Here is a 25,276-nt window from a genome sequence, read left to right on the forward strand (position 1 = left end):
CATGAGAGGCATCGCCTACGACCGCTTCGGCGGCGTCGACGTCCTTCAGGTGCGCGACGACCTCCCCGATCCGCCGGTCGGGCCGGACACCGTGCTGGTCCGCGCCCAGGCCGCCGGGGTCAACCCGGTCGACATCGGCATCCGCGAGGGACACCTGGCCGGGGCCTTCCCGCACCGCTTCCCGATCGTGCCGGGCTGGGACCTCGCCGGGGTCGTCGAGTCCGTCGGGCCGGCGGTCCACGACCTCGCCCCCGGCGACGAGGTGTTCGGCTACCTGCGCCGCGACGACGTCCAGTGGGGGACGGCGGCCGAGCTCGTGCCGGCGCCGCAGCGCTGCGTGGCGCGCAAGCCGTCGTCGCTGTCGTTCGCCGAGGCCGGCGCGCTGCCGCTGGCCGGGCTCACCGCCTACCAGGCGCTGACCGAGGCGCTCGACGTCGGCGAGGGCGACCGGGTGCTCGTGCACCGGGCCGCCGGCGGGGTCGGCTTCTTCGCCGTCCAGATCGCCGTGGCGCTGGGCGCGCACGTGATCGGCACCGCGAGCCCGCGCAACCGCGGCTTCCTCACCGACGCCGGCGCGGCCGAGGTGGTCGACTACTCCGCCGGCCCGGTCAGCGAGCAGCTGTCCGAGCCGGTCGACGCCGTCCTCGACCTGGCCGGGGGAGCGGCGCTGTCCGACGCCCCGAAGCAGGTGCGCGGCGTGTCGCGGGTCGCCAGCGTGGTCGACCCGGCGGTCAACGACATGGGCGGCCGCTACGTCTTCGTCCGGCCGGAGCGCCACGACCTCGAGGAGCTCGCCCGCATGGCCGACGCCGGCCAGCTGCGGGTGTCGATCGCGAAGGCGTTCCCGCTGGAGCAGACCGCGCAGGCGCAGGAGCTGGTGGCCGGCGGGCACGTGCGCGGCAAGGTCGTGGTGACCCTCTGATGGTCATGCCGCCGGAGGACGACGCCGACGTCCCCCGGTACTGGCGCGAGCTCGGCCTGCCCGGGCTGTTCGACGTGCACGTGCACTTCCTGCCGCCGTCGGTGCAGGCCAAGGTGTGGAAGTTCTTCGAGGCCGCCGAGGCGCACTACGGCGCGGCGTGGCCGATCGCCTACCCGCTGCCCGACGAGGAGCGGCTGGCGGTGCTGGAGCGGCTCGGCGTCCGGGCGTTCCCCACGCTGCCGTACCCGCACAAGCCGGGCATGGCGGCCTGGCTCAACGACTGGTCGGCGGAGTTCGCCGCCCGGCACCCGCGGGTGCTGCGGTCGGCGACGTTCTACCCCGAGCCGGAGGCGCCGGCGTACGTCGCCGAAGCGCTGGCCGGCGGCGCGCGGGTGTTCAAGGTGCACGTGCAGGTGGGCGCCTTCGACCCGCGGCACCCGCTGCTCGACCCCGTGTGGGGGCGGCTGGCGGAGACCGGCACGCCGGTGGTGATCCACTGCGGCTCCGGCCCGCTGGCCGGCGAGCACACCGGCCCGGAGCCGACGGCCGGCCTGCTCGAGCGGCACCCCCGGCTGCAGCTGGTGATCGCGCACCTGGGCATGCCCGAGTACGGCGCCTTCCTCGACCTGGCCGAGCGCTACGAGCAGGTGCACCTCGACACCACGATGTTCGCCACCGACTTCACCGAGCGGCTCATGCCCTTCGACCCGGCCGACCGGTCGCGGTTGTCGGCGCTGCGCGGGAAGGTGCTGCTCGGCAGCGACTTCCCGAGCATCCCGTACCCGTACGCGCACCAGCTCGCCGCGCTGCACCGGCTCGGTCTCGGGGAGGACTGGCTGCGCGCCGTCCTCTGGGAGAACGGCGCCCGTCTGTTCGGAGTGGAGGGCTGATGCCGACCTTCTCGTTGACGGCCGCCGTGCTGGGCGCGCCCGACCCGGCCGCGCTGGCCACCTTCTACCAGGAGCTGCTCGGCTGGCCGTTCGGCACGCAGGAGCCGGGCTGGGTGACCCTGCGGCCGCCGGACGGCGGCACCGGTCTGTCCTTCCAGCTGGAGGAGGACCACGTGCCGCCGGTGTGGCCGGCCGGCCCCGGCGACCAGCAGATGCAGCTGCACCTCGACATCGAGGTCGACGACCTCGAGGCCGCCTGCGCGGTGGCCGAGAGCGCGGGCGCGCGGCCGCTGGGCGGGCACGAGGACGACGCCGAGGTGGTGCGCGTCTACGCCGACCCCGCCGGGCACCCGTTCTGCCTCTTCGCCCGGCGCTGAACTCGGTGGCCCGCCCGGGCGCCGTTCTCTAGCCTCGGCCCCTGTGCCGCCCCTCGACCTGCCGCCCGGCCTCACCTCCCGGCCGCTGACCGCCGACGACGTCGACGCCGTCGCCGCCCTGCTCGACGCCGCCGAGAAGGTCGACGACACCGGCGAGAACTACGACGCCGACGACCTCACCGAGTGGTGGGTCAACGACCTGTTCGACCTGGGCAGCGACGGGATCGCGGTGCACGGTCCCGCCGGCGAGCTGCTGGGCTGGGCCACCGCCATGGCCCCGTCGACCTTCCGCGACGCGTTCGCCGTCTACCTGGAGGGGCGGGTGCACCCCGAGCACCGCCGCCGCGGCATCGGGCAGGCGCTGCTGGACTGGCAGCTGGCCCGCGGCGCCGAGATCCACGCCGAGCGGCACCCCGAGGCGCCGGCGCGGCTGTCGGTCGCCGTCCCCGAGACGATGCCGGGCCTGGCCGCGCTGGCGGACCGGGCGGGGCTGACCGCCGTGCGGTGGTACCGGCAGATGGAGCGGCCGCTGACCGACCTCCCCGACTCCCCGGAGGGGACCGGCGTCGACCTGGTGCCGTTCACCTGGGACCGCGACGACGAGGTGCGCCGGGCGCACAACGCCGCCTTCACCCAGCACCACGGCTCCAGCGAGCGCGACCCGGCCACCTGGCAGACGCTGTTCACCGGCCAGCGCGCCTTCCGGCCCGACCTGTCGACGCTGGTGCTCGCCGACGGCGCCGTCGTCGCCTACGCGCTGGTCTACGTGTACGAGGCCGACACCCGGGCGACCGGGGTCGAGGAGGCCCACTACGGCCAGATCGGCACGCTGCCCGAGGCGCGCGGCCGCGGGCTGGCCAGCGCGGCCATCGTGCGCTCGCTGCGGATCGCCGCCGAGGCCGGCTGCGGGCGGGCGTCGCTGCAGGTCGACAGCGAGAACGTCACCGGCGCGCGGCGGCTGTACGAGGCGCTCGGCTTCGCCGTGCGCCGCACGCAGGTCTCCTGGGCCCGGGCGCTGCCGCCGGTGCGCGCCTAGCTACTGTCCGGCGCATGGTCAGCGTCGATCAGCCCGCCGGCACGCCTGCGCTCGTGGACCCCAAGGTGGTGGCCCGCGCGCACCGCGCCGTCGAGCCGCTGCACAACCACCTCTACTTCGCGCCCGAGCAGGACGAGCACCTCACCGCGATCGGGCTGCGGCCCGGGCGGATGTGCTACTTCGCCGGCCGGGCGGCGGCCATGGGCGCCGTCGGCCCCGGCGTGGTCGCGGCGACCTTCTACAACTTCTCGCCGGCGCTGATCGCCCGGCACGTGCCGCGGGCGTGGACCCTCGCCTCGCCGCAGGACGTCGTCGCCGCCCGGTACGCCGCCGCCCGCGCCTCGCTCACCCGCCTGCTCGGCGACGACGTCGTCGCCGCCCCGGAGGTCGCCGAGCTCGCCGGCCTGCTGCGCGAGGCCTGCTCGGCGTTGACGCCCGAGGCCCGCCCGCTCTACGCCGGCCACGCCGACCAGCCCTGGCCCGACGAGCCGGTGCTGCAGCTCTGGCACGGCGCCACGCTGCTGCGCGAGCACCGCGGCGACGGGCACCTGACCGCGCTGCTGCGGGCGGGGCTGACCGGCCTCGAGGCGCTGGTCACCCACACCGTCACCGGCCGCGGCTTCTCCGAGCCCGGTGCCAAGGCGACCCGCGGCTGGAGCGACGAGGAGTGGGCGGCCACCGTGGAGTCGCTCACCGCGCGCGGGCTGCTGGACGGCGACGGCCTGACCGCCGACGGTGCCGCGCTGCGCGCCCGGATCGAGGCGGAGACCGACGCGCTGTCCGCCGCGCCGTGGGCGCACCTCGGCCCGGAGCGGACGGCGCGGGTGGTCGAGCTGGGCAAGGGCTTCTCCGCCCGCATCGCCGGCGCCGGCGCCTACCCCGACGGGCTGTTCGCCGGGCGCTGACGCCGGACCCGACCGCCGCCTCCGGCGGTGCGGTGGCGGGGGAGGTCCGCCCACCTGAGACTCGTGTCGTCTGGATCGCGCCCGCTCCGAGGAGGGGTCATGACCGCGACGGAGTCCCGTGCGACGGCGAACAGGACCGACGTCGACGCCGCATTCACCGGCAGCGCGACCTACCGCAGCCTCGGCGAGCAGCAGCTCAGCCCGGCGGAGGAGAGGTTCGAGAAGGGTCGGCGCACGGTCGGCCTGTTCCTCGCGCCGGTGGTGACGATCGTCTTCGCGCTGCTGCCGTTCGACCTGCCGCGCGACCAGCACCTGCTGGCCGCGATCCTGCTCGGCGTCATCGTCCTGTGGATCACCGAGCCGGTGCCGATCCCCGTCGGCGGGCTCATCGGGATCGCGGCGATCGTCGTCCTCGGCGTCGTGGGACCCGACGAGGCGCTGACGCCGTTCGGCTCGCCGACCGTGTTCACCTTCATCGGCGCGTTCATCCTGGCCGCGGCCATGCTCAAGCACGGCGTCGCGCGGCGGTTCGCGATGTTCATCCTGTCCATGCGCTGGGTCGGCACCTCGACGACCCGGGTGGTCATCGCCTTCGGGCTGATCACCGCCCTCCTGTCGGCGTTCGTGTCGAACACCGCCACGGTGGCCATGCTGCTGCCCACCGCGCTCGGCATCCTCACCGTCATCGCCAAGCTGCTGCAGGACAAGGAGCTGGTGGCGCCGGACTTCGACCCGCTGCGGCTGCGGGTCGGGGCCGCGCTGATGCTGATGCTCGCCTATGGCGCCAGCGTCGGCGGCCTGATCACGCCGGTCGGCACGCCGCCGAACCTGATCGGCCGCGGGCTGATCGAGGAGGCGACGGGGGAGCGGATCGGGTTCCTCGACTGGATGCTCATGGCGCTGCCGATCTGCGCGCTGATGTTCGTCGCGCTGGCCGTCGTCCTGCTGCTGCTCAACAAGCCGGAGATCCGCCGCATCGAGGGCGTCCACGAGTACGTGTCCCAGGAGCGGGCCGAGCTCGGGCCGATGTCCCGGGCGGAGAAGAACACGCTGATCGCCTTCGGGATCACGGTCTTCCTGTGGATCTTCCCGGGCGTCATCGCGCTGACCGCCGGCACCGAGTCGAGCCTCTACGAGACGATCAGCGCCCGGCTCGACGAGGGCATCGTCGCCGTCCTCGGGGCGTCGCTGCTGTTCCTGCTCCCCGTCGACTGGAAGCGCCGCGAGTTCACGCTCAACTGGAGCGACGCCGCCACCATCGACTGGGGCACGATCCTGCTCTTCGGCACCGGGATCATCTTCGGGTCGCTGCTGGCCGACACCGGCCTGGCCGAGACGATCGGCGAGGGCTCGGCCGACCTGCTCGGGCTGACCAGCACGTTCGCGATCACGGTCTTCGCGGTGCTGCTCGCGATCGTCATCTCCGAGACGACGTCGAACACGGCGTCGGCGTCGGTCGTGGTGCCGATCATCATCCCGGTGGCGATGGCGGCCGGGGTGAACCCGTTCGTGCCGGCGCTCGCGGCGACGTTCGCGGCCTCGTTCGGCTTCATGCTGCCGGTGTCGACGCCGCAGAACGCCATCGTCTACGGCTCGGGCGTCGTGCCGATCACCAAGATGATCCGGTCGGGGATCTCGTTCGACGTCCTCGGTGCGCTGCTGATCGTGCTGCTGCTGCCGGTCATGATCGATCTCGTTCTGGGGAACGTCGGCTGACGTTCACCCCGTCGGGGGACGCGCGCTGGACAGCGCGTGTCACGATGGACGACGGCCTCCGGACGGTCGGGGGCGCCGACGAGGGGAGGGGATCGCCGATGCGCAGCGAGCCTCCCAGTCCGAGTCCCGAGGTCCTCCCCGCCTGAGCTGCGCCCGGCTGCCGCACCGCCGGCGCGCGGGAGGACCTGCCCGGTGTCCTCGTCCGCGCCGTTCCCGGGAGCCCGTCATGGCCGACCGCCGCACCTCCCCGCGCACCGCCTTCTCCACGCTCACCCGCCGCCCGCGGGTCGAGCCGCGCGTGCAGCGCCCCACCCCGCCGCCGTCGCCGGCCGACGAGACCCGCCGCCGCTCGCGGCTGATCGACAACGCCGTCTACTCGGCCGGCCGCCGGGTGGCCACGCCCGCGTCGCCCGCCGGCACCCGCGAGGCGCTGGCGGAGCGCGAGGAGGGGCTGGCGTGGCTCGGCCTCTACCGGCCGGAGCCGCGCGAGCTGGGGGAGCTCGCCGAGCTGTTCGACCTGCCGGAGCTGGCCGTCGAGGACGCGATCACCGCCCACCAGCGGCCGAAGTTCGAGCGCTACGGCGACACGCTCTTCGTCGTCCTCAAGGCCGCCCGGTACGTCGACGAGCGCGAGGAGGTGGAGTTCGGCGAGCTGCACCTGTTCCTCGGCCAGGAGTTCGCGATCACCGTCCGGCACAGCGAGTCGCCCGACCTCGCGCGGGTGCGCCGGCGGCTGGAGAGCGAGCCGGACCTGCTGTCCAAGGGCAGCGAGGCCGTGCTCTACGCGATCCTCGACGCCGTCGTCGACGGCTACGCGCCCGTGGTCGCGGGTCTCGCCAACGACATCGACGAGATCGAGACCGAGGTCTTCCGCGGCGACCCCGGCGTCTCCCGGCGCATCTACGAGCTGTCGCAGGAGGTGCTGGAGTTCCAGCGGGCGTCGCAGCCGCTGACCGGCATCCTCGCCGCGATCGCCGCCGGCTTCGACAAGTACGGCGTCGACGAGGAGCTGCGCAGCTACTTGCGGGACGTCGCCGACCACGTCGTGCAGGTCAACGAGCGCGTGGAGGGCTTCCGCCTGCAGCTGCGCGACATCCTCACGGTGAACGCGACCCTCGTGGCGCAGCGGCAGAACGACGAGATCCGGGAGCTGACCGAGGCGTCGATCGCGCAGGGCGAGGAGGTCAAGAAGATCTCCGCCTGGGCGGCCATCCTGTTCGCCCCCACGCTGGTCGGCACCGTCTACGGGATGAACTTCGACTTCATGCCCGAGACGCACTGGCACCTCGGCTACCCGTTCGCGCTCGTGCTCATGGCCGCGGTGAGCCTGGTGCTCTACGTCGTCTTCAAGCGCCGCGACTGGATCTGACGCGCCCGCCGATGATCATCGCCCTCGTGCCGCCCACGCCGGCGTGTCCGGCCGTGTCTGCGGCAAGAAGCCGATGATCGACCGATCGGGGGGACGGCGGTGCGGCGGGGGAACAACTCAGGTGCGCGGCCGGTTACCCTGACTGCACAACTACACAGGGGGTGAATGGTCTCGACTGCGGTCGTTTGGCCAGGGGAAGCGAGCCGAGGAAGGCAACGATGAGCTCGTTAACCACGCGTTGCAAACAACACAAGCGCCGACAACAGTCGCGCTGACTTCGCTCTCGCTGCCTGACGCAGCGAAGCGGGTCTGTCAGCCCGGGTTCGTCACCGGCCCGGATCCTGGCATCAGCTAGGTGACTGACCCTCCGCGCCGGTCGCGGGTGCAGGAGGGGAAAGCAAACAGCGACTGGGCCCGTCACACCGACTCGTCCGCGCGATCGGTGGGGCCGAGCAGAGGCACAGCGGACTGCGCTCGGAGAAGCCCTGGACTGGCGTCGTAGGACGCGGGTTCGATTCCCGCCACCTCCACCCACCCAGAGGTCTTCGCAGATTGTGCGGAGACTCTTCGTAGATTGACGAACCGCCCCGGACCTGCAGGTCCGGGGCGGTTCGTCGTCTCACGCAGGTGTCAGGCAGCCTCGAGGACCGGCTGCATGTGGCCGCCGCGGAGGCGACGCAGGTACTCGGCGTCGACGGCCTTCGCCTCCTCCTTCGTCAGGTCGCGGAAGCCCCAGTAGGGCGGGTCGGGCTGCAGCAGCGGGTGGTCGGCCGGGCCGCGGGCGGTGCGGTCGTGCCAGCTGCGGGGCTGCTCCTCGTTGAAGACGCTGGCCTTGACCGCGGCGACGATGGAGGCCATCGCCAGGCCGGGGAGTCGGTTCTGACCGCGGCGCAGTCGCTGCCGGCTGGCGTTCTTGAGGATCCCGAAGACCCCCTCGACCAGCGCCCGCCGCTTGAACAGCCGCCGCCACCGGCGGCTGCCGTAGTACTCACGCTGCATCAGCTTGCGCTGGTGGTTCGCGTCGTCCGGGTCGGGCGTGAAGTCCATCGTCTTGTTCGTGCAGGACTTGCGGGTGGTGTGGTCCTCCGGCGGGGTGATGATCGGCAGCCCCAGCTGGGTGGCCGCCTCGACCTGCGCGGCGCCCAGGGCGTGGCAGCCGGCGCGGCCGGCGCGGGCGGGGCAGATCCACTTGCTGGTCACGCTCTTGCCGAGGCCGCTCTCCTTGCGGTCGAAGGCCCAGTTGCGCTGGAACTCGTCGACGTCGTCGTGGAAGGCGTCCCACTCCTCGGCGGTGGCGCGCTCCGGCGGCAGCGGCCGCTGGTCCATTGGGGCGGCGGCGCAGTGCAGCCATCCGTGCTGCATCTGCGCGCCGTTGATGTCGACGACCTTGTGGTTGTCGGTGCGCATGGCGAGACCCTGTTCGATGCCCCGCTGGGCCAGCGGTACGGCCCACCGGCCGCCCTTGAGGTTGGTGTACAGCATGTCGCCCACCAGGCGGGTGATCTGGTGGCGGCTGCGGATGCGGTCGATCAGCGCGAGCGAGGCCTCGACGACGTCGGCGTTGGCAAGGGTGAGGACGAACCCGTCGATGAGCACCGGCTCGGAGTCGTCGTCGGCGTTGGGGTCGGGCACCCGGCAGATGGTGTGCTGGTGGAAGCCGAAGCCGACCTCCTTCTCGCCGCTCTTGCTCGTCTTGTAGCCCCAGGCGGCGTCGAGGCAGCGGCCGCGGGCGGCGGCGGGCGCGCGCGCTCTGGTCCTCGGGCGCGGTGGCACCCTCGTCGTCTGTGGCGATGCCGGCGACCTCGAGCGCGTCCGGGTCCCCCCCGTCGGTGACGCCGTCGGCGAGGTCCTTCTCCAGCTCCTTCTTCCGCTTTCCGGGGCCGCGGGTCCAGGCCCACTGCCCGGTGGCGTCCAGCGCACTGGTGCTGCCGGTCCGCGGGATGGTGGTGACAGCGATGAGCGCGTCGATGATCTGCTCGACGGTCCCCTGGCGGACGGCGCGCTTGGTGTCGTCGAGCTGCGGGGCCGCGCCGTGGCCGTAGTCGAGCCGCTTCCGCAGGGCGGTGGCGGCGTTGGACAGGTCGTCGTAGCCGATCTCCTCGACGCCGTCCTAGGCCCAGATCCTCTTGCGGGGCTTGCCGTTCTTGACCAGCGCGGGTGCGTCGGGGTCGAAGGGCTTGGCGTTGGTGCGCTTCGTCGTGGTCGGCGGGCGCAGCACGCCGAGCTCCCACTGCTTGTCACGGGGCAGGGCTTCGGTGAGCACCTGGTGGATGCTGGCGAGAGTGGTCTCGTGCCCCAGCCGGGTGCACAGGTGCATGCCGATGAACAGCAGGCGGGTGTTGTCCCGGATCTTGCCGATCCGGCCGGGCTTGCCGGGCTGTCGGGGCGGGCAGGCCATGTCCAGGACGCCGCTGCTGTCGATGACGTGCACGGTGCGGTCGACCAGGGCCGGGGTGAGGTGCTTGGCGCTCATCGGGCGCCCCCGCGCAGCGCATCGACGGCGGGCGTGGTCAGGCCCTTGTGCTCCAGCCACGGACCCAGGTGGGGAACCAGGTCGACCAGCGTGCGGGCGGACTTCAGCCCGGCCGCGTTCAGCAGCACGCCGATGGGGACGGTGTCGGTCATCAGGTCGGCCAGCCAGGTGGCGCGCAGCCGCGCCGCCTCGATGTGCGGGACGTTGTAGAGCGCGGCGTTCTCGACGGCGCGGGCCGCGGTGTTCCGCCGGTCGACCTTGTCGCCGAGCACCAGCTCGCCGCTCCGCCTGCCGTCGACGGCGGAGCGGAGACGGTCCTCCAGCCGCGAACGGACCGGCACGATCCGGGGCCTCGGCTGCTGAACGTGGACCTGCAGACCGTCGGCGCCGAGGTCCTCGATGTGCTCGGTGTAGAGGTGGCGGAGGTCGATGCTGTCCAGGCCGGCGCCGGCGCCGAGGGCCACGACGGTCGACAGGTCGCGGCGCTTGGCCTCGGTCGGCTGGGTGCGGCAGACGCGGGTAATGACCGCCAGTTCCGTCGGCGTGTAGGGCGGCTTGACCGCGCTGTGCCCGATGGGGGTGAGCCGTGCCGGGGTGGTCGGTCCAGGGTTGACGGTGCGGGCGAGGGCGAGCAGGCGCCGCCGACGCTCGGCCTTGACCGAGTCGCCGACTGCTGTCATGCCGCGGCGCACGTACTCGTCGATGAAGGCGGTCGTCAGCACCTGGACGGGCTCAAGGGTGACGCCGCGCCGGATCGCGTAGGCCGCCAGTCCGGCGATGTGCGTGCAGTGCTTGCGAACGCTCTCGGCGCCGGTCAGCGTGCTGGCGGTGATGACGGTGCGGAGGAACGGCCGGATGGCGGCCATCTGCACGGCCGTGTAGCCGGCACCGGCGTAGTCGTCGACCAGCTGCGCCAGCGCTGGGGACAGCTCGCGCTCCTGCTCGTGCTGAGCCTGCACCTGCGCCAGATGGCGGGCCATCGCCGCCTTGCTGGGCTTGCGCGGTCGGGTGGAGTTGCTCGTCAAGGTCGGCTCCCCGGTCCGGCTGCCCGGCCTCTCCGGGCAGCTCGGGCCGGGACCGTGCGGGGGCCGCTCGGCACGGCAATCACCGCGGCTGGCGGTCGTCAGACGCCGCGCAGCACCGCCCTGTGCCGGTCGGACGGCTGGTCCGGCAGTGCTGCGGCGTGGGGCAGGCCGAGGTCGAGGTCACGCCGGGTCAGCCCCGCCGCGGCGATGTGCACCGCCAGCGGCTGCTCGGTCAGCAGCACCTCGTGGGTGACCGCCGCGGCTAGCACCCGCTGGGTGAGTCCGAGTCCGTGGCGCTCCGCGAACGCCCGGGCCCGCCGCCAGGCCGTCGGATCGGCGTCGCCCGCCTCGCCGTGCCCGCGGCGAGCGCGGCGGGCTGCCTCCACCGCGGCGACGAAGGCGGCCGCGTCGGCGCCGTGGTCTCTCTCGGCGACGCCGATGAGGCGGGCGATCTCGCTGGCGAGCGACGGTGAAGGCAGGGCGTCGACCCGCTCGCCGTCCGTGCGCCGAGCCTGGCGCCACGGCACGTCATGATGGGCCGCCTGCAGCCGGCGCAGGATGCCGCGGCGGTTCTCCCGGGTCTTGTCTGACGCGCCGCCCCGCGCCAGTGCGAGGTCGAAGTCCAGCAGCGTCGTGTCCGCCAGGGCCTCGTCCAGCGACAGGTCTCGGTTGCGCTCGAGCAGTCGGGCGGTGATCGCACCCAGCGCCTGGATGTCCTTCTCCACGCGGGTCCGGGTCAGCGGTCCCGCCTTCTTGACCAGGGCGATGGCGTCGGGCGCGAGAACAGCCCAGCAGTGGGCGGCCACGCCGGTCGGGGCGTAGTCGGCGAGAAAGCGGTCGAGCTCAGCGGGGTCATCGAGCCGGGGACCCCGGCCGTCGGCGGTAGCGGTCATGCCGGTACGGGTCCGGCGATGAGACGGATCGGCAATGAGGTCGATCCTCCCGCGGGGGAGCCGCCCGACTGACGCTGCTGGTGTGGACCGCCGGCGCACCCGGCTCGCACATGGGTGTGGCCCCGCCCTTGCGGGCGGGGCCACGGTGGCGATCAGGACGCCGGGCGGACCTCGACGTCGGATACGTGCCACTGCCGACAGAGCCGGCAGGACTCCAATGCCAGCCGGCCAGCGGTGTGCAGCCGGGCGGCGTCTGCCGTCACCCATTCGGCGTTCGACTGGGCCCAGACGGCGGGGTACTCCTGCCGCAGTCGCTCCTCGACGCGGTGGAGGCTCTTCCAGAGAAGGTCCGCGCCGGGCAGGTCGTGGCAGAGGTGCTCGACGGCGGCGTCGGCGAGCGCCTGCCGGCGAACCAGGAGCTTCCTCAGCCGGTAGTCGCGCAGCGGTTCGGGCGTGCCGGCGCCCTGGGTGTGTGAGTTGGGGGTCATCGGCTTCTCCGTGCCCATCGGCGTTCCCGGCACCGGCGGTGCGGGTGATGCGAACGGGCCGAGGCCCGTCCGCATCACCCCTCCGCGCGGCTTCTCAGGGCACAAGCCCCGGTCACCGCTCCGTCGGAGCCGCCATCCAGCCCAGCACCAGCTCCGCGTCGTGCACCAGTGCGTCCAGCCGCGCCTCCGGCTTCCCGAGCTCACGGGCGCAGTCCATCGCCCGGGTCGGAGCCGGCGCAGTCGGAGCACGCACCGGAGGTCTCTTCGAGCCGTGACACGAGCACTTCCGCGGTGACCCGTAGGACCGCGAGCTGCGCGGGGCCGGGACCCCAGCGCAGCGGAAGCGGCAGCAGATGGGTGGGGATGCCCACCAGGTCAGCGACGCGGGCGAGCACAGCCTGGTCCGAGGCTGTGGCGACACGATCCGCCGGCCACGGCTAGTGGCCGTTGCCGACGGACGGGAAGGGGAGCACGGACATGCCGGCACCTCCAGTTGCTGGCGACCCAATGGGCCGCGGCGGACGATCCGCGCCCTCAGCTGTGCCGGCTGGGTCCGTCGGGGCATTCGACTTGGCAGCCGATTGACGAAGGAAAGCGCCCCGTGACCGTGCCCGGCGGCGGCGCCCGGAGGTGCCGCCGATCGCAGCTTGACAACTCCACAGAGATCAACAGACGCCGGGTCGCCGGCGGCCGTCACCGAAGGAGGGATCCCGACGGCGTAGCCCCCCGCGGCCAACCGGTGTCCGAAGCCGAAAGGATCGCGACAGGACACACGTCGGGTCAGGCCAACGCCGAGAGGAGGTGAACCGCTCGTGGCGTGACCGACCGTGTCCGGTTGTCCATCCTCCGGCGGCTGCCGGGCTACCGTGCCTGTGCTGAACAACCGAGGGGGTTGCAAGTGCGACCGCGCGCGAAAATGAACGGGTCTGAACCGCTGGGGTTCGACGACGTGCTGAAGAACGCAGCTGACAAGGCCTTTGGCTCGATGGGGCCGACGACACGGGGGACTGGCACACCAGCATGATCACTGGCGAGCTCAAGGGCAAGATCGACAGAGTCTGGGACGCCTTCTGGTCTGGGGGCATCTCCAATCCCCTCGAGGTCATCGAGCAGATCACCTACCTGCTGTTCATCCGTAGGCTCGACGATCTGCAGACGCTGCAAGAGCGGAAGGCCCACCGCACCGGCAAGCCGATCGAGGATCCGATCTTCCGGCCAGGCGAGGCGGACCTCCGCTGGTCGCGGTTCAAGGACCTCGAGCCCGGCGTAATGCACCAGGTCATCGGCGAAGGCGTCTTCCCGTTCCTGCGTCAGCTGGGCGGTGACGGGTCCACCTACTCCGAGCACATGAAGGACGCCCGGTTCACCATCCCGACCCCGGCGCTGCTCTCGCGCGTAGTCGACATGCTCGACAAGGTGCCCATGCAGGACCGGGACACCAACGGCGACCTGTACGAGTACATGCTCAGCAAGATCGCTACAGCTGGTCAGAACGGCCAGTTCCGCACGCCGCGGCACATCATCCAGCTCATGGTGGCGATGACCACCCCGCAGCCGACGGACGAGATCTGCGACCCGGCCTGCGGCACTGCTGGCTTCCTCGTTGCCGCCTCTGAGTTCGTGCGCCGCGAGCACCCCACGGTCATGACTGATGAGCAGCAGCGGCGGCACTACCACCGCAGCATGTTCCACGGCTACGACTTCGACTCGACCATGCTGCGCATCGGCAGCATGAACATGCTGTTGCACGGGGTCGAGCAGCCGGACATTCGCTACCGCGACTCTCTCTCGGAGGGCGCGGCGGGGGACGAGGGACTTTACTCGCTGATTCTTGCGAACCCGCCGTTCGCGGGCAGTCTTGACTACGAGTCCACGTCGAAGGACTTGCAGCGGGTCGTCAAGACAAAGAAGACCGAGTTGCTCTTCTTGGCGCTGTTTCTGCGTCTGCTCAAGCCTGGCGGACGGGCGGCGGTCATCGTGCCCGACGGAGTGCTCTTCGGGTCCTCGACAGCACACAGGGCCCTGCGCCGTATCCTCGTCGAGGATCAGAAGTTGGACGCCGTCGTCAAACTCCCCGCCGGGGTGTTCAGGCCGTACGCCGGGGTTTCCACTGCGATCTTGTTCTTCACCAAGACGAACAGTGGTGGCACTGAGGGTGTTTGGTTCTACGACGTTGAGGCGGACGGCTTCAGCCTCGACGACAAGCGAACCCCGCTATTGCCGGTAGACCAACTCGGTCCCGCACCACGGGACAACCACGGCGTTGCAGTCCCCTTCGATCCGACGAACCACCAGAGCAACAACCTCCCTGATGTTCTCGTTCGATGGAGTGAAAGAGACGGGAACGAGCGCAAGCGCGAGCGAAGCGAGCAGAGCTTCTGCGTCCCCAAGTCAGACATCATCGAGCAAGGGTACGACCTTTCACTCAACCGCTATAAGGATACGGTTCTCGACGAAGTCGAATACCGGGCGCCGCTCGAGATAATCGCCGACCTGGAGCGGCTCGAGCTTGAGATCCAGCAAGGCCTCGCCGAGCTGAAGGCGGAGCTCTCATGATTTCCGAGTCACTTGACGAGCTGCTCATCTCCGCGAACGCGGGCTACTGGGGTGTAGAGCCGAACGGCAGCGACGTTGACGTACTTGTCGTGCGAAATGGTGACATCAAGCCGGGGCGTGGTGTGAGATGGCTTGACCTCCCCCAGCGCGGTTTTCGCGAGGCTGAGGCGGCCAAGAGCAAACTCCTCAAGGAAGATCTCTTGCTCACCACGTCGGGCGACTGTGGCGTTGTTGCGATGGTTGAGGAATCGCCGGAGCAGACAACGTGCGCGAGCAACTTCATTCGGGTCTTACGGGTGGACCGCGATAAAGCGCATCCGCGATACCTGTTCCACTACATGCAGACAGCCGGCTTTCGCAGAGCTCTCCAGCCCTTCATTCGTGGCACGACAATGAAGAACTTGTCCGTGAAGCAGGCTCTCCCAACGGTCCGCATCCCCTTGCCCGCCACTCCTGAGCAGCGCCGTATCGCAGAAATCCTGGATCGCGCAGAAGCGCTCCGCGCCTGTCGGAGTCGATCCCTAGCTCACCTAGATGAGCTCTCGCGATCGGTCTATTCGTCGATGTTCGGATCCTACGGCTCGCATTTGCAGGGTTCGGAAAGGGTTCCGTTAGGAGACGCGCTCAAGCTGAGAAGTGGCGCGTTTCTGCCGGCAAAGGATCAAAAGCCCGGGCCCTATCCAGTCTACGGGGGGAACGGTATCAACGGGTATCACGAGACCTACATGTTTGAGGAGCCGAGGCTTGTCGTTGGGCGAGTGGGGGCCTACTGCGGTGTAGTGCATCTGACACCCGAGCGGTCATGGGTCACCGACAATGCTCTGTATGTGTCTGAGATGAGGCGAGAGTTCTCTCTCGAATATCTACTCCACGCTCTAACCGTGGCGAATTTGAATCAGTTTGCTAGCCGGTCCGGCCAGCCACTCATTTCGGGTGGCCGGATCAAGGATGTACCTATCGTGGTGCCCACTCCGGCGGCGCAAGAGGTATTTGCATCCAGAATAGGGCGTCTCAACGTGATGAAGGGCCTGATGCTACAGGCGCAGAACGTGGAGTCATCTATGATGGCTTCTCTCCGGTCTCGGGCGTTCTCTGGGAGACTTTGAGTTTGTGCGGACAACTGCGTGCGCGCCCAGATGAGACGTCCTCGGAAGTGGACTGACGAGGAAATGTGAGCAACTTCGAGTTCATCAAGACTACGTGGCCAGCGGTACACGCCGACTGCGCTAGCGCTGAGGGCTATCTCGCCTCGGACCCGCGGTCGGCATGCTTCTACGCTCGTCGTGCGGCGGAGCACCTGGTCGGGTTGATCTACGACGTCGACGGGCTGCCCGTCCCGTACAAGGACGACTTGTCTGCCCGCATCAACGAAGCGGCTTTCCAGCGGCGGGTCGGGGTGGGCATCGGGCAGAAGCTCAACCTGATCCGCAAGCTCGGCAACCGTGCGGTACATGACGTGCACCCCATTCCGGCTCGGGCTGCGGTTGACGTGCTGCGGGAGCTGCACCACGTGGTGGTGTGGACGGCATTCCGCTACTCCGCCACCCCCGCGGTAGTGCCGACCGGGGCTGTGTTCGACCCGAAGCTCGCGGGCAGTCAGGCTCCGCTGAGCCGGGCCGACGTCGTCAAGCTCGCGGAGAAGTTCCGCCAGCAGGACGAGGCGCACACCCGCGCGCTGCAGGAGCGCGACGAGCTCGCTGCGGCGAAGGACGCCGAGATCGAGGAGTTGCGCCAGCAGATCAAGGCTGCGCAGGCCGCGAACACGCTGACCGACACGCACGACTACTCAGAGGCCCAGACCCGCGACCTCATCATCGACGAGCTTCTCCGCGAGGCGGGCTGGCAGCTCACCGACGCCCGGGACCGCGAGTTCGAGGTCACCGGCATGCCCAACGCTGAGGGCAAGGGCTACGTCGACTACGTGCTGTGGGGCAGCGACGGGCTGCCGCTCGCGGTCGTGGAGGCGAAGAAGACCACCGTCGAGCCGGCAGTAGGCCAACAGCAGGCTAAGCAGTACGCCGACTGCCTGCAGCAGATGACCGGCCGCCGGCCGGTGATCTTCTACACCAACGGCTACCAGACCTGGCTATGGGACGACGCCGCCGGCTACCCGCCGCGCCGGGTCGAGGGCTTCTTCACCGCCGACGAGCTCGAACTGATGGTGCAACGCCGTACCGGCCGTCTTCCGCTGGCCGACGCGGGCATCGACAAGGCGATCGTCGGCCGGCACTACCAACAGCGCGCGATCCGGGCAGTAGGGGAGTCGTTCACCGCCAAGCAGCGAGCTTCGCTGCTGGTGATGGCGACGGGGTCCGGTAAGACCCGCACCGTCATCGCGCTGGTCGACCAGCTCATGAAGGCGGGCTGGGTCAAGCGGGTGCTGTTCCTCGCCGACCGCACCGCGCTGGTCAACCAGGCCGTCGGGGCGTTCAAGACGCACCTGCCGAACGCAACCACGGTCAACCTGGTGACCGAGAAGGTCGCCGACGGCCGGGTGTACGTCTCGACGTACCCCACGATGATGAACCTGATCAACGAGACCGACGCCGGTCAGAGGCTGTTCGGACCGGGCTACTTCGACCTCATCGTCATCGACGAGGCCCACCGATCGGTCTACCAGAAGTACCGCTCCATCTTTTCCTGGTTCGACTCGCTGCTGGTGGGCCTGACGGCCACGCCGAAGGACGAGGTGGACCGCAACACCTACACGCTGTTCAACCTTGAAGACGGTGTTCCCACGGACGCCTACAGCCTCGATGAGGCCGTCGCCGAGGGCTACCTCGTGCCCCCGGTGGCGGTATCGGTGCCCACCAAGTTCCTCCGCGAAGGCATCCGCTACGACGAGCTCAGCGAGGCGGAGAAGGACGACTGGGACTCCCTCGAGTGGAGCGAAGACGGCGACATCCCCGACGCCGTCTCGGCCGAGGAGCTCAACAAGTTCCTCTTCAACGCCGACACCGTCGACAAGGTCCTCGCCACTCTCATGAAGGACGGCCACAAGGTCGCCGGAGGCGACCGGCTCGGGAAGACCATCGTCTTCGCCAAGAACCAGGCCCACGCCGAGTTCATCCGGAAGCGCTTCGACGCCAACTACCCCGAGTACGCCGGTCACTTCGCCCGCGTCATCACCCACTCGGTGACCTACGCCCAGAGCCTCATCGACGACTTCTCGAGCAAGGACAAGGCGCCGCACATCGCGATCTCCGTCGACATGCTCGACACGGGCATCGACGTGCCCGAGGTCGTCAACCTCGTCTTCTTCAAGCTGGTGCGCGCCAAGAGCAAGTTCTGGCAGATGATCGGCCGCGGCACCCGCCTGTGCCTCGACCTTTACGGCCCAGGCGAGGACAAGAAGAACTTCTACGTCTTCGACTTCTGCGGCAACCTCGAGTTCTTCAGCCAGAACCTGCCCGACTCCGGCGGGTCGCTGCAGAAGTCGCTCGCCGAGCGGCTGTTCGAGGCCCGCCTGGGACTGCTCGCCGCACTGGACCAGACCGCCGCTGGCGCCGGCGCGGACGGCCAGCCCGCGGTCGGCCAGGGTGAGGTCAGCGAGCGCGGCCTGCGCGTCGACGTGGCCTGGACGCTGCACGAGGTCGTGGTCGGCATGAACGTCGACAACTTCCTGGTCCGCCCGGCTCGGCAATGGGTCGAGACGTACTCCGACTGGGATGCCTGGCACCAGTTGACCCCGGAGAAGGCCGGCGACATCGCGCACCACCTCGCCGGCTTGCCCTCCACCAAGCGGGACGACGACGAGGACGCCAAGCGCTTCGACCTGATCCTGCTGCGGCTGCAACTGGCCCGACTCGACGGCGATGCCGTCCTGTTCGAGCGGCTGCGCACGCAGGTGCAGGACATCACCGCCGCACTGCTCGGCCAGACCACGATCCCCTCGGTCAAGGCGCAGGAGCAGCTGCTCGAGGAGCTGTCCGGCGACGAGTGGCGGGTCGACGTCACCCTCCCGATGCTCGAGCTCGCCCGGCGCCGAATCCGCGGGCTCGTGCGCTTCGTGGAGAAGTCCCGGCGCGCCGTCGTCTACTCCAACTTCGCCGACGAGCTCGGCGAGAGCAGCATCGTCGAACTCCCGGGCGTCACCCCCGGCACCAACTGGGATCGGTTCCGCGCGAAGGCCCGGGCTTACCTTCGCGACCACGAAGACCACCTGGCCCTGCAGCGTCTTCGCCGCAACCTTCAGCTGACACCGGAGGATCTGGCGTCGCTGGAGGCGATGCTGGTGGAGTCCGGCGCCGGCAGCGAGGCCGACATCGCCCGCGCCCGCGAGGAGTCCCACGGGCTCGGGCTGTTCATCCGCTCCCTGGTCGGCCTCGACCGCGAGGCCGCGACCGCCGCGTTCGACCGCTACCTGTCCGACGGCGCGTACTCGGCCAACCAGATCCGATTCATCCAGCTCATCGTCGAGCACCTGACCGCCAACGGGGTCATGGACGTAGAGCGTCTCTACGAGTCGCCGTTCACTGACAGCGCGCCGCACGGCCCGGACTCAATCTTCACCGAGGATGAGGTCGACGGCATCGTGACCGTTCTTCATCAGGTCAGAGAGCGTGCCCTTCCGGACGTCACGGTCGCCTGACGACACGGCTGATGAAGTATCGCTACCGCCGTACGAGCAGGAAGGCGTCGTCTTCGATGGTCATGCAGCAGGCAGAGCTATTCGCCAGGGAGGTAGTCACAGCGTGAGCGCGACTCCTCCGCCTGAGCGCAGGGTGGACCTGGACAGCTCGGATTTGGGCGACGTACTCGCCATCGTCGAGACGCCCAACACCTTCACGAAAGAAGACCGGTCCTCGTTATCGATCGCTACGGATGTTGTCACCGCGACAGTCGGCGCGGTCCCAAACCGGGTCGGGCTTGGACTTGGGCTTGTGGCTGTGCCTCTCGTCTTGCTCAGTGTGAAGGGACGCCGCACGGAGTCAGCGCCACCATCACACGCGGCGCTGATGGCGATCGAGGACGCACGGCGCCTGGTGCAGCGCGAGCTCCTCTCCTTCCCGGAGGGTGGGCCGAGCATCGGACACGTCTACGCCAGACATCCAGTGCGTCGCCGCGACTACGTGCCCTACGCGGGTTTCCACCGCCTCGTGTTGAACGAGAAGTCGATCGAGACCGCCCGCTACCTGTTGTCGCTGGGCGCGCGTGACATCGAGATCACCTGGCGAGAGTCGATCGGCAAGCCGGCGAAGGCTGAAGGTGGCATCAGACTGCCCAACGCAGAAGACCTCTCGCTGACGATGGGGTTCGGCCGCGACGACACCGGCAAGCTCGCCATCCGCATCACCGGCGCGGGCAAGGCGAGGCCCGTGCTGGATGACCTCACCTGGCCCGACCGGGATCCGACGTTCAAGCTGATGCGCACCTCCGCGGAGGCAGGGGCTGAACGGTTCCACTTCGGCATCCAGACGGAGCAATCGACGTCGGTGAATGCCAGCGCGGCTGCGAAGCTGAAGGACGTTGGCTTCAATCTTGGCGGCGACTACAAGCGCTACGAGGACCTCGCGTTCACGGTGGACGCGACGTTCGCCCCCGATCAGTGACGGCGCGACCTCCGGCTCCGGCAGCGCCCGTCGATGATGTGCAGGGATGGCGAGAGCGCCACGCGGCGCTGGCCGGCGCGTGGCGCGCCCTCAGCGTCGCCGAACGGACGCACGCCGCTGGTGTGGTGACGCAGTGGACGAGCCGCCTGGGACGGCTGCAGGCCACCCAGCGGGAGCTCGTGCGGACCGGCCGCTGGAGGGCCGGCCCGCGCACACTGCTAGCGGCCCTCGACCAGCAGAACCGGGAACTCGCCATGACAGCCGGGCTGGCGTGGCTACTGCGCCCGGACGGCCACCACGGTCTCGGTCCCGCTGTGCTTGACGGGCTGCTGGACTACCTGGAGGCCGACGGTTCCGGCGCGCACTCCGGTGTGCGGGTGGTGCTGGAGGAGCAGCGGGAGGAGACCCGGGCCGACCTGGTCGTCTACGGCCCCAGTTGGACGATCGTGGTGGAGGCCAAGACCTTCGCCGTCGAGCAGGAGCGGCAGCTAGACCGGCTGCACGCGCACTGGTCCGACGAGCCGACGCCCTGCTTCGTCTTCCTCACCCGCGGCGAGCGGCTGCCGCTGACCGCCGTAGCCAGCCGCGCCGCCTGGCGCGGGCTGACCTGGCGCAAGGTAGCCGAGATCGCCCGCACCGTCGCCGGGCCTATCGCCGGGGTCGCTCCCGGCGTCCACGACTACATCGCCACCCTGGAGGCCTACCACCGTGCTTGACCCGATCACCGTGCCGGAGCGCGAGGACGCCGACGCGAAGGCGTGGTTCTACCTCGATCACCGTCAGGACATCGAGACCTGGGCCGCGCTTCGGGACGACGCCGCCCAGCTGCTGGACCGCTATCTGGTCGACCTGGCGCCGACGCTCGAGAAGCTGGCGGTGGAGCTCGACGCCGAACCTGAGTTCGGCGACGAGTTCGAGTCCGGGCAGTGGCCGACGCTGGGGCTGCGGCGGGCGAACTGGCACCACCACGGCGTCGCGGACCTCAGCGTGGTCCTCGAGTGGGAACGCCCTCGGCTGCTCAAGCCCGGGCGCAACACGTGGCCGTTCGTGGCCGTCCGCCTGCCGCGCGGTCAGGAGGACCCGCTGCGGCGTCGCCAGATCACCGAGGCCGTCGCGCCGATCCACGCCGAGCTGAAGGGCGGTCGCAAGGAGATCGTCTGGCCGTACTACCGGTACGTCCTGCCACCGGCCGACGCCCCGGCGCTCGACCTGGCGGCCTACCTCACCAGCCTCGTTGCCAGCTTCCGAGAACTGTGGGACGCGGCCGCGCCAGCGCTGGACGCGCTGCACCGATGAGCGCACCGGTGGCCGAGAGCGCCGACCAGTTGCCGCTGTCCGTACTGCTGCCGGAGGACGCGGGAGCTCCCGCGCTGATCTACGACACCACCGCTGCGCTGGCGATGGCCGTCGTCGACCGCGGAGCTGTCGCCGCGTTGGCCCCAAGCTGGGACGTGCCGGGAACCTACGTCCTACTCGACCGACACGACCCCGACGGCACGTGGGGCTGCTACGTCGGCAAGGCGCCGGCTGGCGTCCGAGCACGGCTGGGGCAGCATCTGAAGGCCAGGGACCACTGGTGCCGGGCGCTGCTCATCCGGCGCGACACCACGTTCGGGTTCAACAGCGCCCACGTCGGGTGGCTGGAGGGTCGGCTGTACGACCTGCTCGACGCCGCGGCCGACACCCGCCTGCACAACGGCAACCGGCCCAGCGACGAGACCTTGCCGCCCTACGAGCGCGCGGCGTTGGAGAGCATCGTGCCGCCGATCCGGCGCGTCCTCCGCCTCCTCGGCTACGACACCGAGACCCCCGACGACCAGGTGGTAGCCAGGCCGGCGGCGAGGACCCGCAGCAACCGCTTCTACGGCATCACCGTCAAGCAGCTGCTCGACGCCGGCTTGCTCACTGCGGGGGAGACGCTCACCTCGACCAACAGCGTCTACCCCGCCACCGCGGTGCTCGGACTAAACGGTGAAGTCCAGTACAACGGCTCACCGCACCCGAGCCCCAGCAACGCGGCGAGGGCCGTCAGAGCCGGCCTCCACACCAACGGCTGGGAGTTCTGGGCAGTCGAGCGGGCCACCGGTCGAGTCGCCCTGGCGACCCTGCGCGCCCGCTTCCTCGAGACCTGCGAGCTCGCGACGGGTGCTGATTTCGGCCCCGATGGGTGCGGAGCCCGCGGCGCGTTCGTAGAAGCGGATGCCCTGACCTCTCCGTTCACTGATCTACGAAGACCCCACCCAGGGGTCTTGGCGAAAAGCCGGGACCCTAGTTGGCGAAAAGAGCCGGCGGCCACCGCTCACAGCGGTGGCCGCCGGCTCCTTCGCATTCCGGGGCGTCCCGTCGCGTGAACGGCTGGCGCACCCCACACTTGCCCACCGACCCAACACTGATGCCGCACGGTTCAGGCGCCTGCCGTCGGCGGGGCGCTGGCATCCCACGCAAGCAGTTGCGCATGGCTGGCGTAGTAGACGCTGTCTGCGACGTCGACCATGCCGGTCATCCAGGCGGCGAGTTGGGCTGGCGGTCACCCTGACACTGCCTCCGGCGGTTTCGATCCGCAGCCACACGTTGCGGTAGGTGCCGCTCTAGCCGTCGCCTCGGTCGGCGACGGCACCGCGGACCTGGACTTGCTGCCGGGGTACCGCGGTGGCGTGTAGCTGGCGACGGGTCTGCGTGATCCTCAGCTTGCGCGCGGACATGACTTCCTTCTCAGCCCCGGGAGGTCCCGGCTGAGGGAGGACGGTCCCTGACCGCGCATGCAGTGCAATCAGCTGGGTCTCGCGGGGTCGCGCTAACAGGAGTCGCCTCAGTCGGGCCTCGCCGTGTGCGCTCGGCGGGGCAGGCGGGATCAGGCGCGCGCGCCGCGCCACGGGTCGCCCTTGGCCACGACGTACCGCTGCCAGACGTAGCGCCAGGGGGTGACGGCCACGATGATGACCTCGGGCGCGAAGCTGACGATGATCTTGCTCATGGCCGGGTCGACCTGGTCGGCGAGCACCGCGGGCAGCGCCACGACGGACAGCCAGATGACCTTCCACAGGGTCTCGAACACCAGGATCGGCAGTAGCCGCACCGGGTAGCGCAGTCCGAGGAACGCCAGCAGCGACATGGCGGTGAGCAGGACGGCGACGACCCCCTCGTACAGCGGGAAGTCCCGGTCGTAGCCGATGACGATCGGCCACTTCACCAGGGCCAGACCGACGCCCATCACCAGGTAGCCGATCCGCATCAGGTTCAGCCGCCAGATCGGAAGGTCCGCGGGGGTGGCGGCATTGCCCGTGGGATTGAGGGCGGTGCGGGCGACAGACACGGCGGTCTCCTCCGGTCGGGGTTGCGGCGGCTGCCGCGAGGGTCGCTGAAGCTAGGAACGGGTGGGTTGAGCGCGGATCACCACAGGATGTGAAACGCGTGGTGGAACCCCCGGTGGCGCGGCCCCTGGAGCGGGGTGCCCGGCGGCCGCGCGGCGCTGCTAGGGGTGGCCCGGCGGGCGCGCCGCTACGGGTCCGGTGCCCGGGCGCGGCGCCGGAACACCGAGGTCGTCGCCGGGTCGGCGGGGAGCGGCGTCCGTGCCGCTGCCGGGCGTGGCCGGATCTGCGGGCGCCGTCCGGCCGGTGGTCGCGGGGATGTGCCGGCGGGGCCGTCGGCGGATCGCGCGCTCGGCGACCGCCAGGTTGACCGCCCAGGCCGCGGCGAGCAGGAGCGCGGTGGTCAGCTCGCCGGTACCGAAGATCGCGCCGCCGATGCCCAGGGTGAAGACCTGGGTGCCGGCGACCAGGCCGATGGCGTAGCTGCGGATCATCCACGCGCGGTGGCGGAGGAAGTTGCGGCGCCGGGCCGCGCGGAACCCGAGGACGAGGGTGACCACCATCGCCACGCCGAACACGAGTCGGAGCGGGTACAGCACCTCACGGGTGGCACCCGCGCGGGGGAAGTACTGGTTCAGCCAGAGCGCGGACACCGCCACCCCCAGCCCGGCGACGACCAGCACCCGCCCGGCCCGGCGGTGCCAGCCGGGCCGGCGCCGCCGCAGACGCGGGGCGAATTGGAAGGCCCCGACGATCGCGAACACGGCGGCACAGGCGATGTGCAGCGCGACCGGCAGCGGCGTCGCGTCGAACCGGGCGTCGGAGGTCATCGCCGTCGTCCCGCCGGACAACTCGACCAGGCGCAGCGCGCCGGCGGTCACCGGGACCGCGCCGAGCGCCACCAGGGCGATCGGCACCCGCCACGTCGAGCGCCAGATCCTCATCGAACTGCGGGGAGCTCGGGTTGACCCTCAGCGGCGGCGGGCTGGTCGTCGGACTGCCGCTGGGATCGCCACAGCGAGAACCCGAGGCCGATGAGCGCGATGCCGTTCGGGAAGGCGATCAGCCGGTAGAAGGCGTCCGGCAGCACGGCGAGGGCGATGCTGACCAGGCCACCGACCGCGAGCAGGGCACAGGCCCAGCGGGCGAGGACCCCCGCCCGGTACAGGGCAACACCGAAGACGAGGCCACCCACCAGGTAGAAGGCGCTCTGAACCTGGAACAGCGTGCCCAGGACGCCGACGTCGCCCGCGGTCGTCCGGGCGCTGAACGTGTGGAGGACATCGGTGACGTAGGACGGAGCGGTGTCGGCAACCGGGGGCAGGACGTACGCCAAGCCGTAGGTGGAGCTCACGATCAGCAGATAGCCTGCTGCCAGGATCAGGTAGCCGACGAGCCCGAGGACCCCGTTCCGGCGCACCTGGCTGAGGTACATGCCGGTGATCCCGGCCAACGCCAGCGCGGCCATCAGGACCTTCGCGGTGTTGCGGACCGCCGCTTCGGTCGTGGTGATGAAGTCGACGTCCAGCTGCGGATGACCGATCTGGATCCCGATGAAGAGCACGCCCGCGGCGACCGCCGCGGCCCCGGCTGCCCGAATGAGCAGGGCCGGGCTGACCGCCGACTCGCGCTCCTGGTGATGGCGCTGGCGTGGTGCGTACATCTGAGGCTCCTGTGCTCGAGAGGCTCGTCCTCGGGGTGTCGCGGCGACTGCCGCGGGCGTCGCTGAAGCTAGGAGCGGTCGCGGTGAGCGCGGATCACCACAT

23 protein-coding genes and 1 other RNA gene are annotated in these 25,276 nt (G+C 70.4%); 15 read left to right on the forward strand and 9 right to left on the reverse strand.

Going from position 1 to position 25,276, the window contains the following annotated elements; genetic code table 11:
* The first annotated feature begins 1 nt into the window (after nucleotide 1).
* The 8 genes from ACI797_RS15585 to ssrA all read left to right on the forward strand — a co-directional run bounded on the left by ACI797_RS15585 (nucleotide 2) and on the right by ssrA (nucleotide 7,748).
* A complete protein-coding gene (locus tag ACI797_RS15585) occupies nucleotides 2-922 on the forward strand; it encodes an NADP-dependent oxidoreductase (RefSeq protein WP_456859612.1) in 921 nt (306 codons plus the stop codon).
* Nucleotides 922-1,812: an amidohydrolase family protein gene (locus ACI797_RS15590; RefSeq protein WP_456859614.1), complete on the forward strand. Its 891-nt coding sequence runs from the start codon at nucleotides 922-924 to the stop codon at nucleotides 1,810-1,812. The genes ACI797_RS15585 and ACI797_RS15590 overlap by 1 nt, the downstream gene beginning before the upstream one ends.
* A complete protein-coding gene (locus tag ACI797_RS15595; RefSeq protein WP_456859615.1) occupies nucleotides 1,812-2,189 on the forward strand; it encodes a VOC family protein in 378 nt (125 codons plus the stop codon). Before ACI797_RS15590 ends, ACI797_RS15595 begins: the two co-directional genes overlap by 1 nt.
* Before the next feature lie 43 nt (nucleotides 2,190-2,232).
* Nucleotides 2,233-3,225 (forward strand): GNAT family N-acetyltransferase, encoded by a 993-nt coding sequence (locus tag ACI797_RS15600; protein ID WP_456859616.1) that lies wholly within the window; start codon nucleotides 2,233-2,235, stop codon nucleotides 3,223-3,225.
* A 14-nt stretch (nucleotides 3,226-3,239) separates the two neighbouring features.
* A complete protein-coding gene (locus tag ACI797_RS15605) occupies nucleotides 3,240-4,130 on the forward strand; it encodes an SCO6745 family protein (protein ID WP_456859617.1) in 891 nt (296 codons plus the stop codon).
* 99 nt (nucleotides 4,131-4,229) lie between these two features.
* Nucleotides 4,230-5,846 (forward strand): SLC13 family permease, encoded by a 1,617-nt coding sequence (locus ACI797_RS15610; protein ID WP_456859618.1) that lies wholly within the window; start codon nucleotides 4,230-4,232, stop codon nucleotides 5,844-5,846.
* A 226-nt stretch (nucleotides 5,847-6,072) separates the two neighbouring features.
* Entirely contained in the window at nucleotides 6,073-7,215 is a 1,143-nt protein-coding gene (locus ACI797_RS15615) for a magnesium and cobalt transport protein CorA (RefSeq protein WP_456859619.1), read from the forward strand.
* 157 nt (nucleotides 7,216-7,372) lie between these two features.
* Nucleotides 7,373-7,748, forward strand: a transfer-messenger RNA (tmRNA) gene (gene ssrA, locus ACI797_RS15620).
* A gap of 97 nt (nucleotides 7,749-7,845) precedes the next feature.
* Here ssrA and ACI797_RS15625 read toward each other — a convergent pair.
* The 6 genes from ACI797_RS15625 to ACI797_RS15650 all read right to left on the reverse strand — a co-directional run bounded on the left by ACI797_RS15625 (nucleotide 7,846) and on the right by ACI797_RS15650 (nucleotide 12,347).
* Nucleotides 7,846-8,988 (reverse strand): hypothetical protein, encoded by a 1,143-nt coding sequence (locus ACI797_RS15625; protein ID WP_456859620.1) that lies wholly within the window; start codon nucleotides 8,986-8,988, stop codon nucleotides 7,846-7,848.
* A gap of 337 nt (nucleotides 8,989-9,325) precedes the next feature.
* Nucleotides 9,326-9,688 (reverse strand): hypothetical protein, encoded by a 363-nt coding sequence (locus tag ACI797_RS15630; RefSeq protein WP_456859621.1) that lies wholly within the window; start codon nucleotides 9,686-9,688, stop codon nucleotides 9,326-9,328.
* The gene (locus ACI797_RS15635) at nucleotides 9,685-10,713 is read right to left on the reverse strand and encodes a hypothetical protein (RefSeq protein ID WP_456859622.1); all 1,029 of its coding nucleotides are present in this window, start codon (nucleotides 10,711-10,713) and stop codon (nucleotides 9,685-9,687) included. The genes ACI797_RS15630 and ACI797_RS15635 overlap by 4 nt, the downstream gene beginning before the upstream one ends.
* A gap of 98 nt (nucleotides 10,714-10,811) precedes the next feature.
* Complete coding sequence (locus ACI797_RS15640; RefSeq protein ID WP_456859623.1) at nucleotides 10,812-11,606, reverse strand: hypothetical protein; 795 nt, start codon at nucleotides 11,604-11,606, stop codon at nucleotides 10,812-10,814.
* A 152-nt stretch (nucleotides 11,607-11,758) separates the two neighbouring features.
* Nucleotides 11,759-12,112: a hypothetical protein gene (locus ACI797_RS15645; RefSeq protein WP_456859624.1), complete on the reverse strand. Its 354-nt coding sequence runs from the start codon at nucleotides 12,110-12,112 to the stop codon at nucleotides 11,759-11,761.
* Nucleotides 12,113-12,206: 94 nt separating this feature from the next.
* Nucleotides 12,207-12,347, reverse strand: a complete 141-nt coding sequence (locus ACI797_RS15650) for a hypothetical protein (RefSeq protein WP_456859625.1) — start codon at nucleotides 12,345-12,347, stop codon at nucleotides 12,207-12,209.
* 767 nt (nucleotides 12,348-13,114) lie between these two features.
* Between ACI797_RS15650 and ACI797_RS15655 the strand changes: the two genes are divergently transcribed.
* The 7 genes from ACI797_RS15655 (at nucleotide 13,115) to ACI797_RS15685 (ending at nucleotide 22,553) form a co-directional block, all read left to right on the forward strand.
* Complete coding sequence (locus ACI797_RS15655) at nucleotides 13,115-14,650, forward strand: type I restriction-modification system subunit M (protein ID WP_456859626.1); 1,536 nt, start codon at nucleotides 13,115-13,117, stop codon at nucleotides 14,648-14,650.
* Nucleotides 14,647-15,756, forward strand: coding sequence for a restriction endonuclease subunit S (locus tag ACI797_RS15660; RefSeq protein WP_456859628.1), 1,110 nt, complete (start codon nucleotides 14,647-14,649; stop codon nucleotides 15,754-15,756). The genes ACI797_RS15655 and ACI797_RS15660 overlap by 4 nt, the downstream gene beginning before the upstream one ends.
* A gap of 65 nt (nucleotides 15,757-15,821) precedes the next feature.
* Complete coding sequence (locus ACI797_RS15665; RefSeq protein WP_456859629.1) at nucleotides 15,822-19,241, forward strand: DEAD/DEAH box helicase family protein; 3,420 nt, start codon at nucleotides 15,822-15,824, stop codon at nucleotides 19,239-19,241.
* Between the two features lie 367 nt (nucleotides 19,242-19,608).
* Complete coding sequence (locus tag ACI797_RS15670; protein WP_456859630.1) at nucleotides 19,609-20,202, forward strand: hypothetical protein; 594 nt, start codon at nucleotides 19,609-19,611, stop codon at nucleotides 20,200-20,202.
* 125 nt (nucleotides 20,203-20,327) lie between these two features.
* The gene (locus tag ACI797_RS15675) at nucleotides 20,328-20,918 is read left to right on the forward strand and encodes a PD-(D/E)XK nuclease family protein (protein WP_456859631.1); all 591 of its coding nucleotides are present in this window, start codon (nucleotides 20,328-20,330) and stop codon (nucleotides 20,916-20,918) included.
* Nucleotides 20,911-21,498: a hypothetical protein gene (locus ACI797_RS15680; protein WP_456859632.1), complete on the forward strand. Its 588-nt coding sequence runs from the start codon at nucleotides 20,911-20,913 to the stop codon at nucleotides 21,496-21,498. Before ACI797_RS15675 ends, ACI797_RS15680 begins: the two co-directional genes overlap by 8 nt.
* Nucleotides 21,495-22,553 carry a restriction system modified-DNA reader domain-containing protein gene (locus ACI797_RS15685; RefSeq protein ID WP_456859633.1) on the forward strand — a complete coding sequence of 353 codons (1,059 nt, stop codon included), beginning with the start codon at nucleotides 21,495-21,497 and terminating at the stop codon, nucleotides 22,551-22,553. The genes ACI797_RS15680 and ACI797_RS15685 overlap by 4 nt, the downstream gene beginning before the upstream one ends.
* 500 nt (nucleotides 22,554-23,053) lie before the next feature.
* Here ACI797_RS15685 and ACI797_RS15690 read toward each other — a convergent pair whose 3' ends face one another.
* The 3 genes from ACI797_RS15690 to ACI797_RS15700 form a co-directional block, all read right to left on the reverse strand.
* Nucleotides 23,054-23,515: a hypothetical protein gene (locus ACI797_RS15690; protein ID WP_456859634.1), complete on the reverse strand. Its 462-nt coding sequence runs from the start codon at nucleotides 23,513-23,515 to the stop codon at nucleotides 23,054-23,056.
* A 159-nt stretch (nucleotides 23,516-23,674) separates the two neighbouring features.
* Nucleotides 23,675-24,454 carry a DUF2306 domain-containing protein gene (locus ACI797_RS15695; RefSeq protein ID WP_456859635.1) on the reverse strand — a complete coding sequence of 260 codons (780 nt, stop codon included), beginning with the start codon at nucleotides 24,452-24,454 and terminating at the stop codon, nucleotides 23,675-23,677.
* Nucleotides 24,451-25,173: a hypothetical protein gene (locus ACI797_RS15700; protein ID WP_456859636.1), complete on the reverse strand. Its 723-nt coding sequence runs from the start codon at nucleotides 25,171-25,173 to the stop codon at nucleotides 24,451-24,453. Before ACI797_RS15700 ends, ACI797_RS15695 begins: the two co-directional genes overlap by 4 nt.
* Nucleotides 25,174-25,276: the final 103 nt, after the last annotated feature.

The organism is Geodermatophilus sp. SYSU D00691 (genome assembly GCF_054050275.1).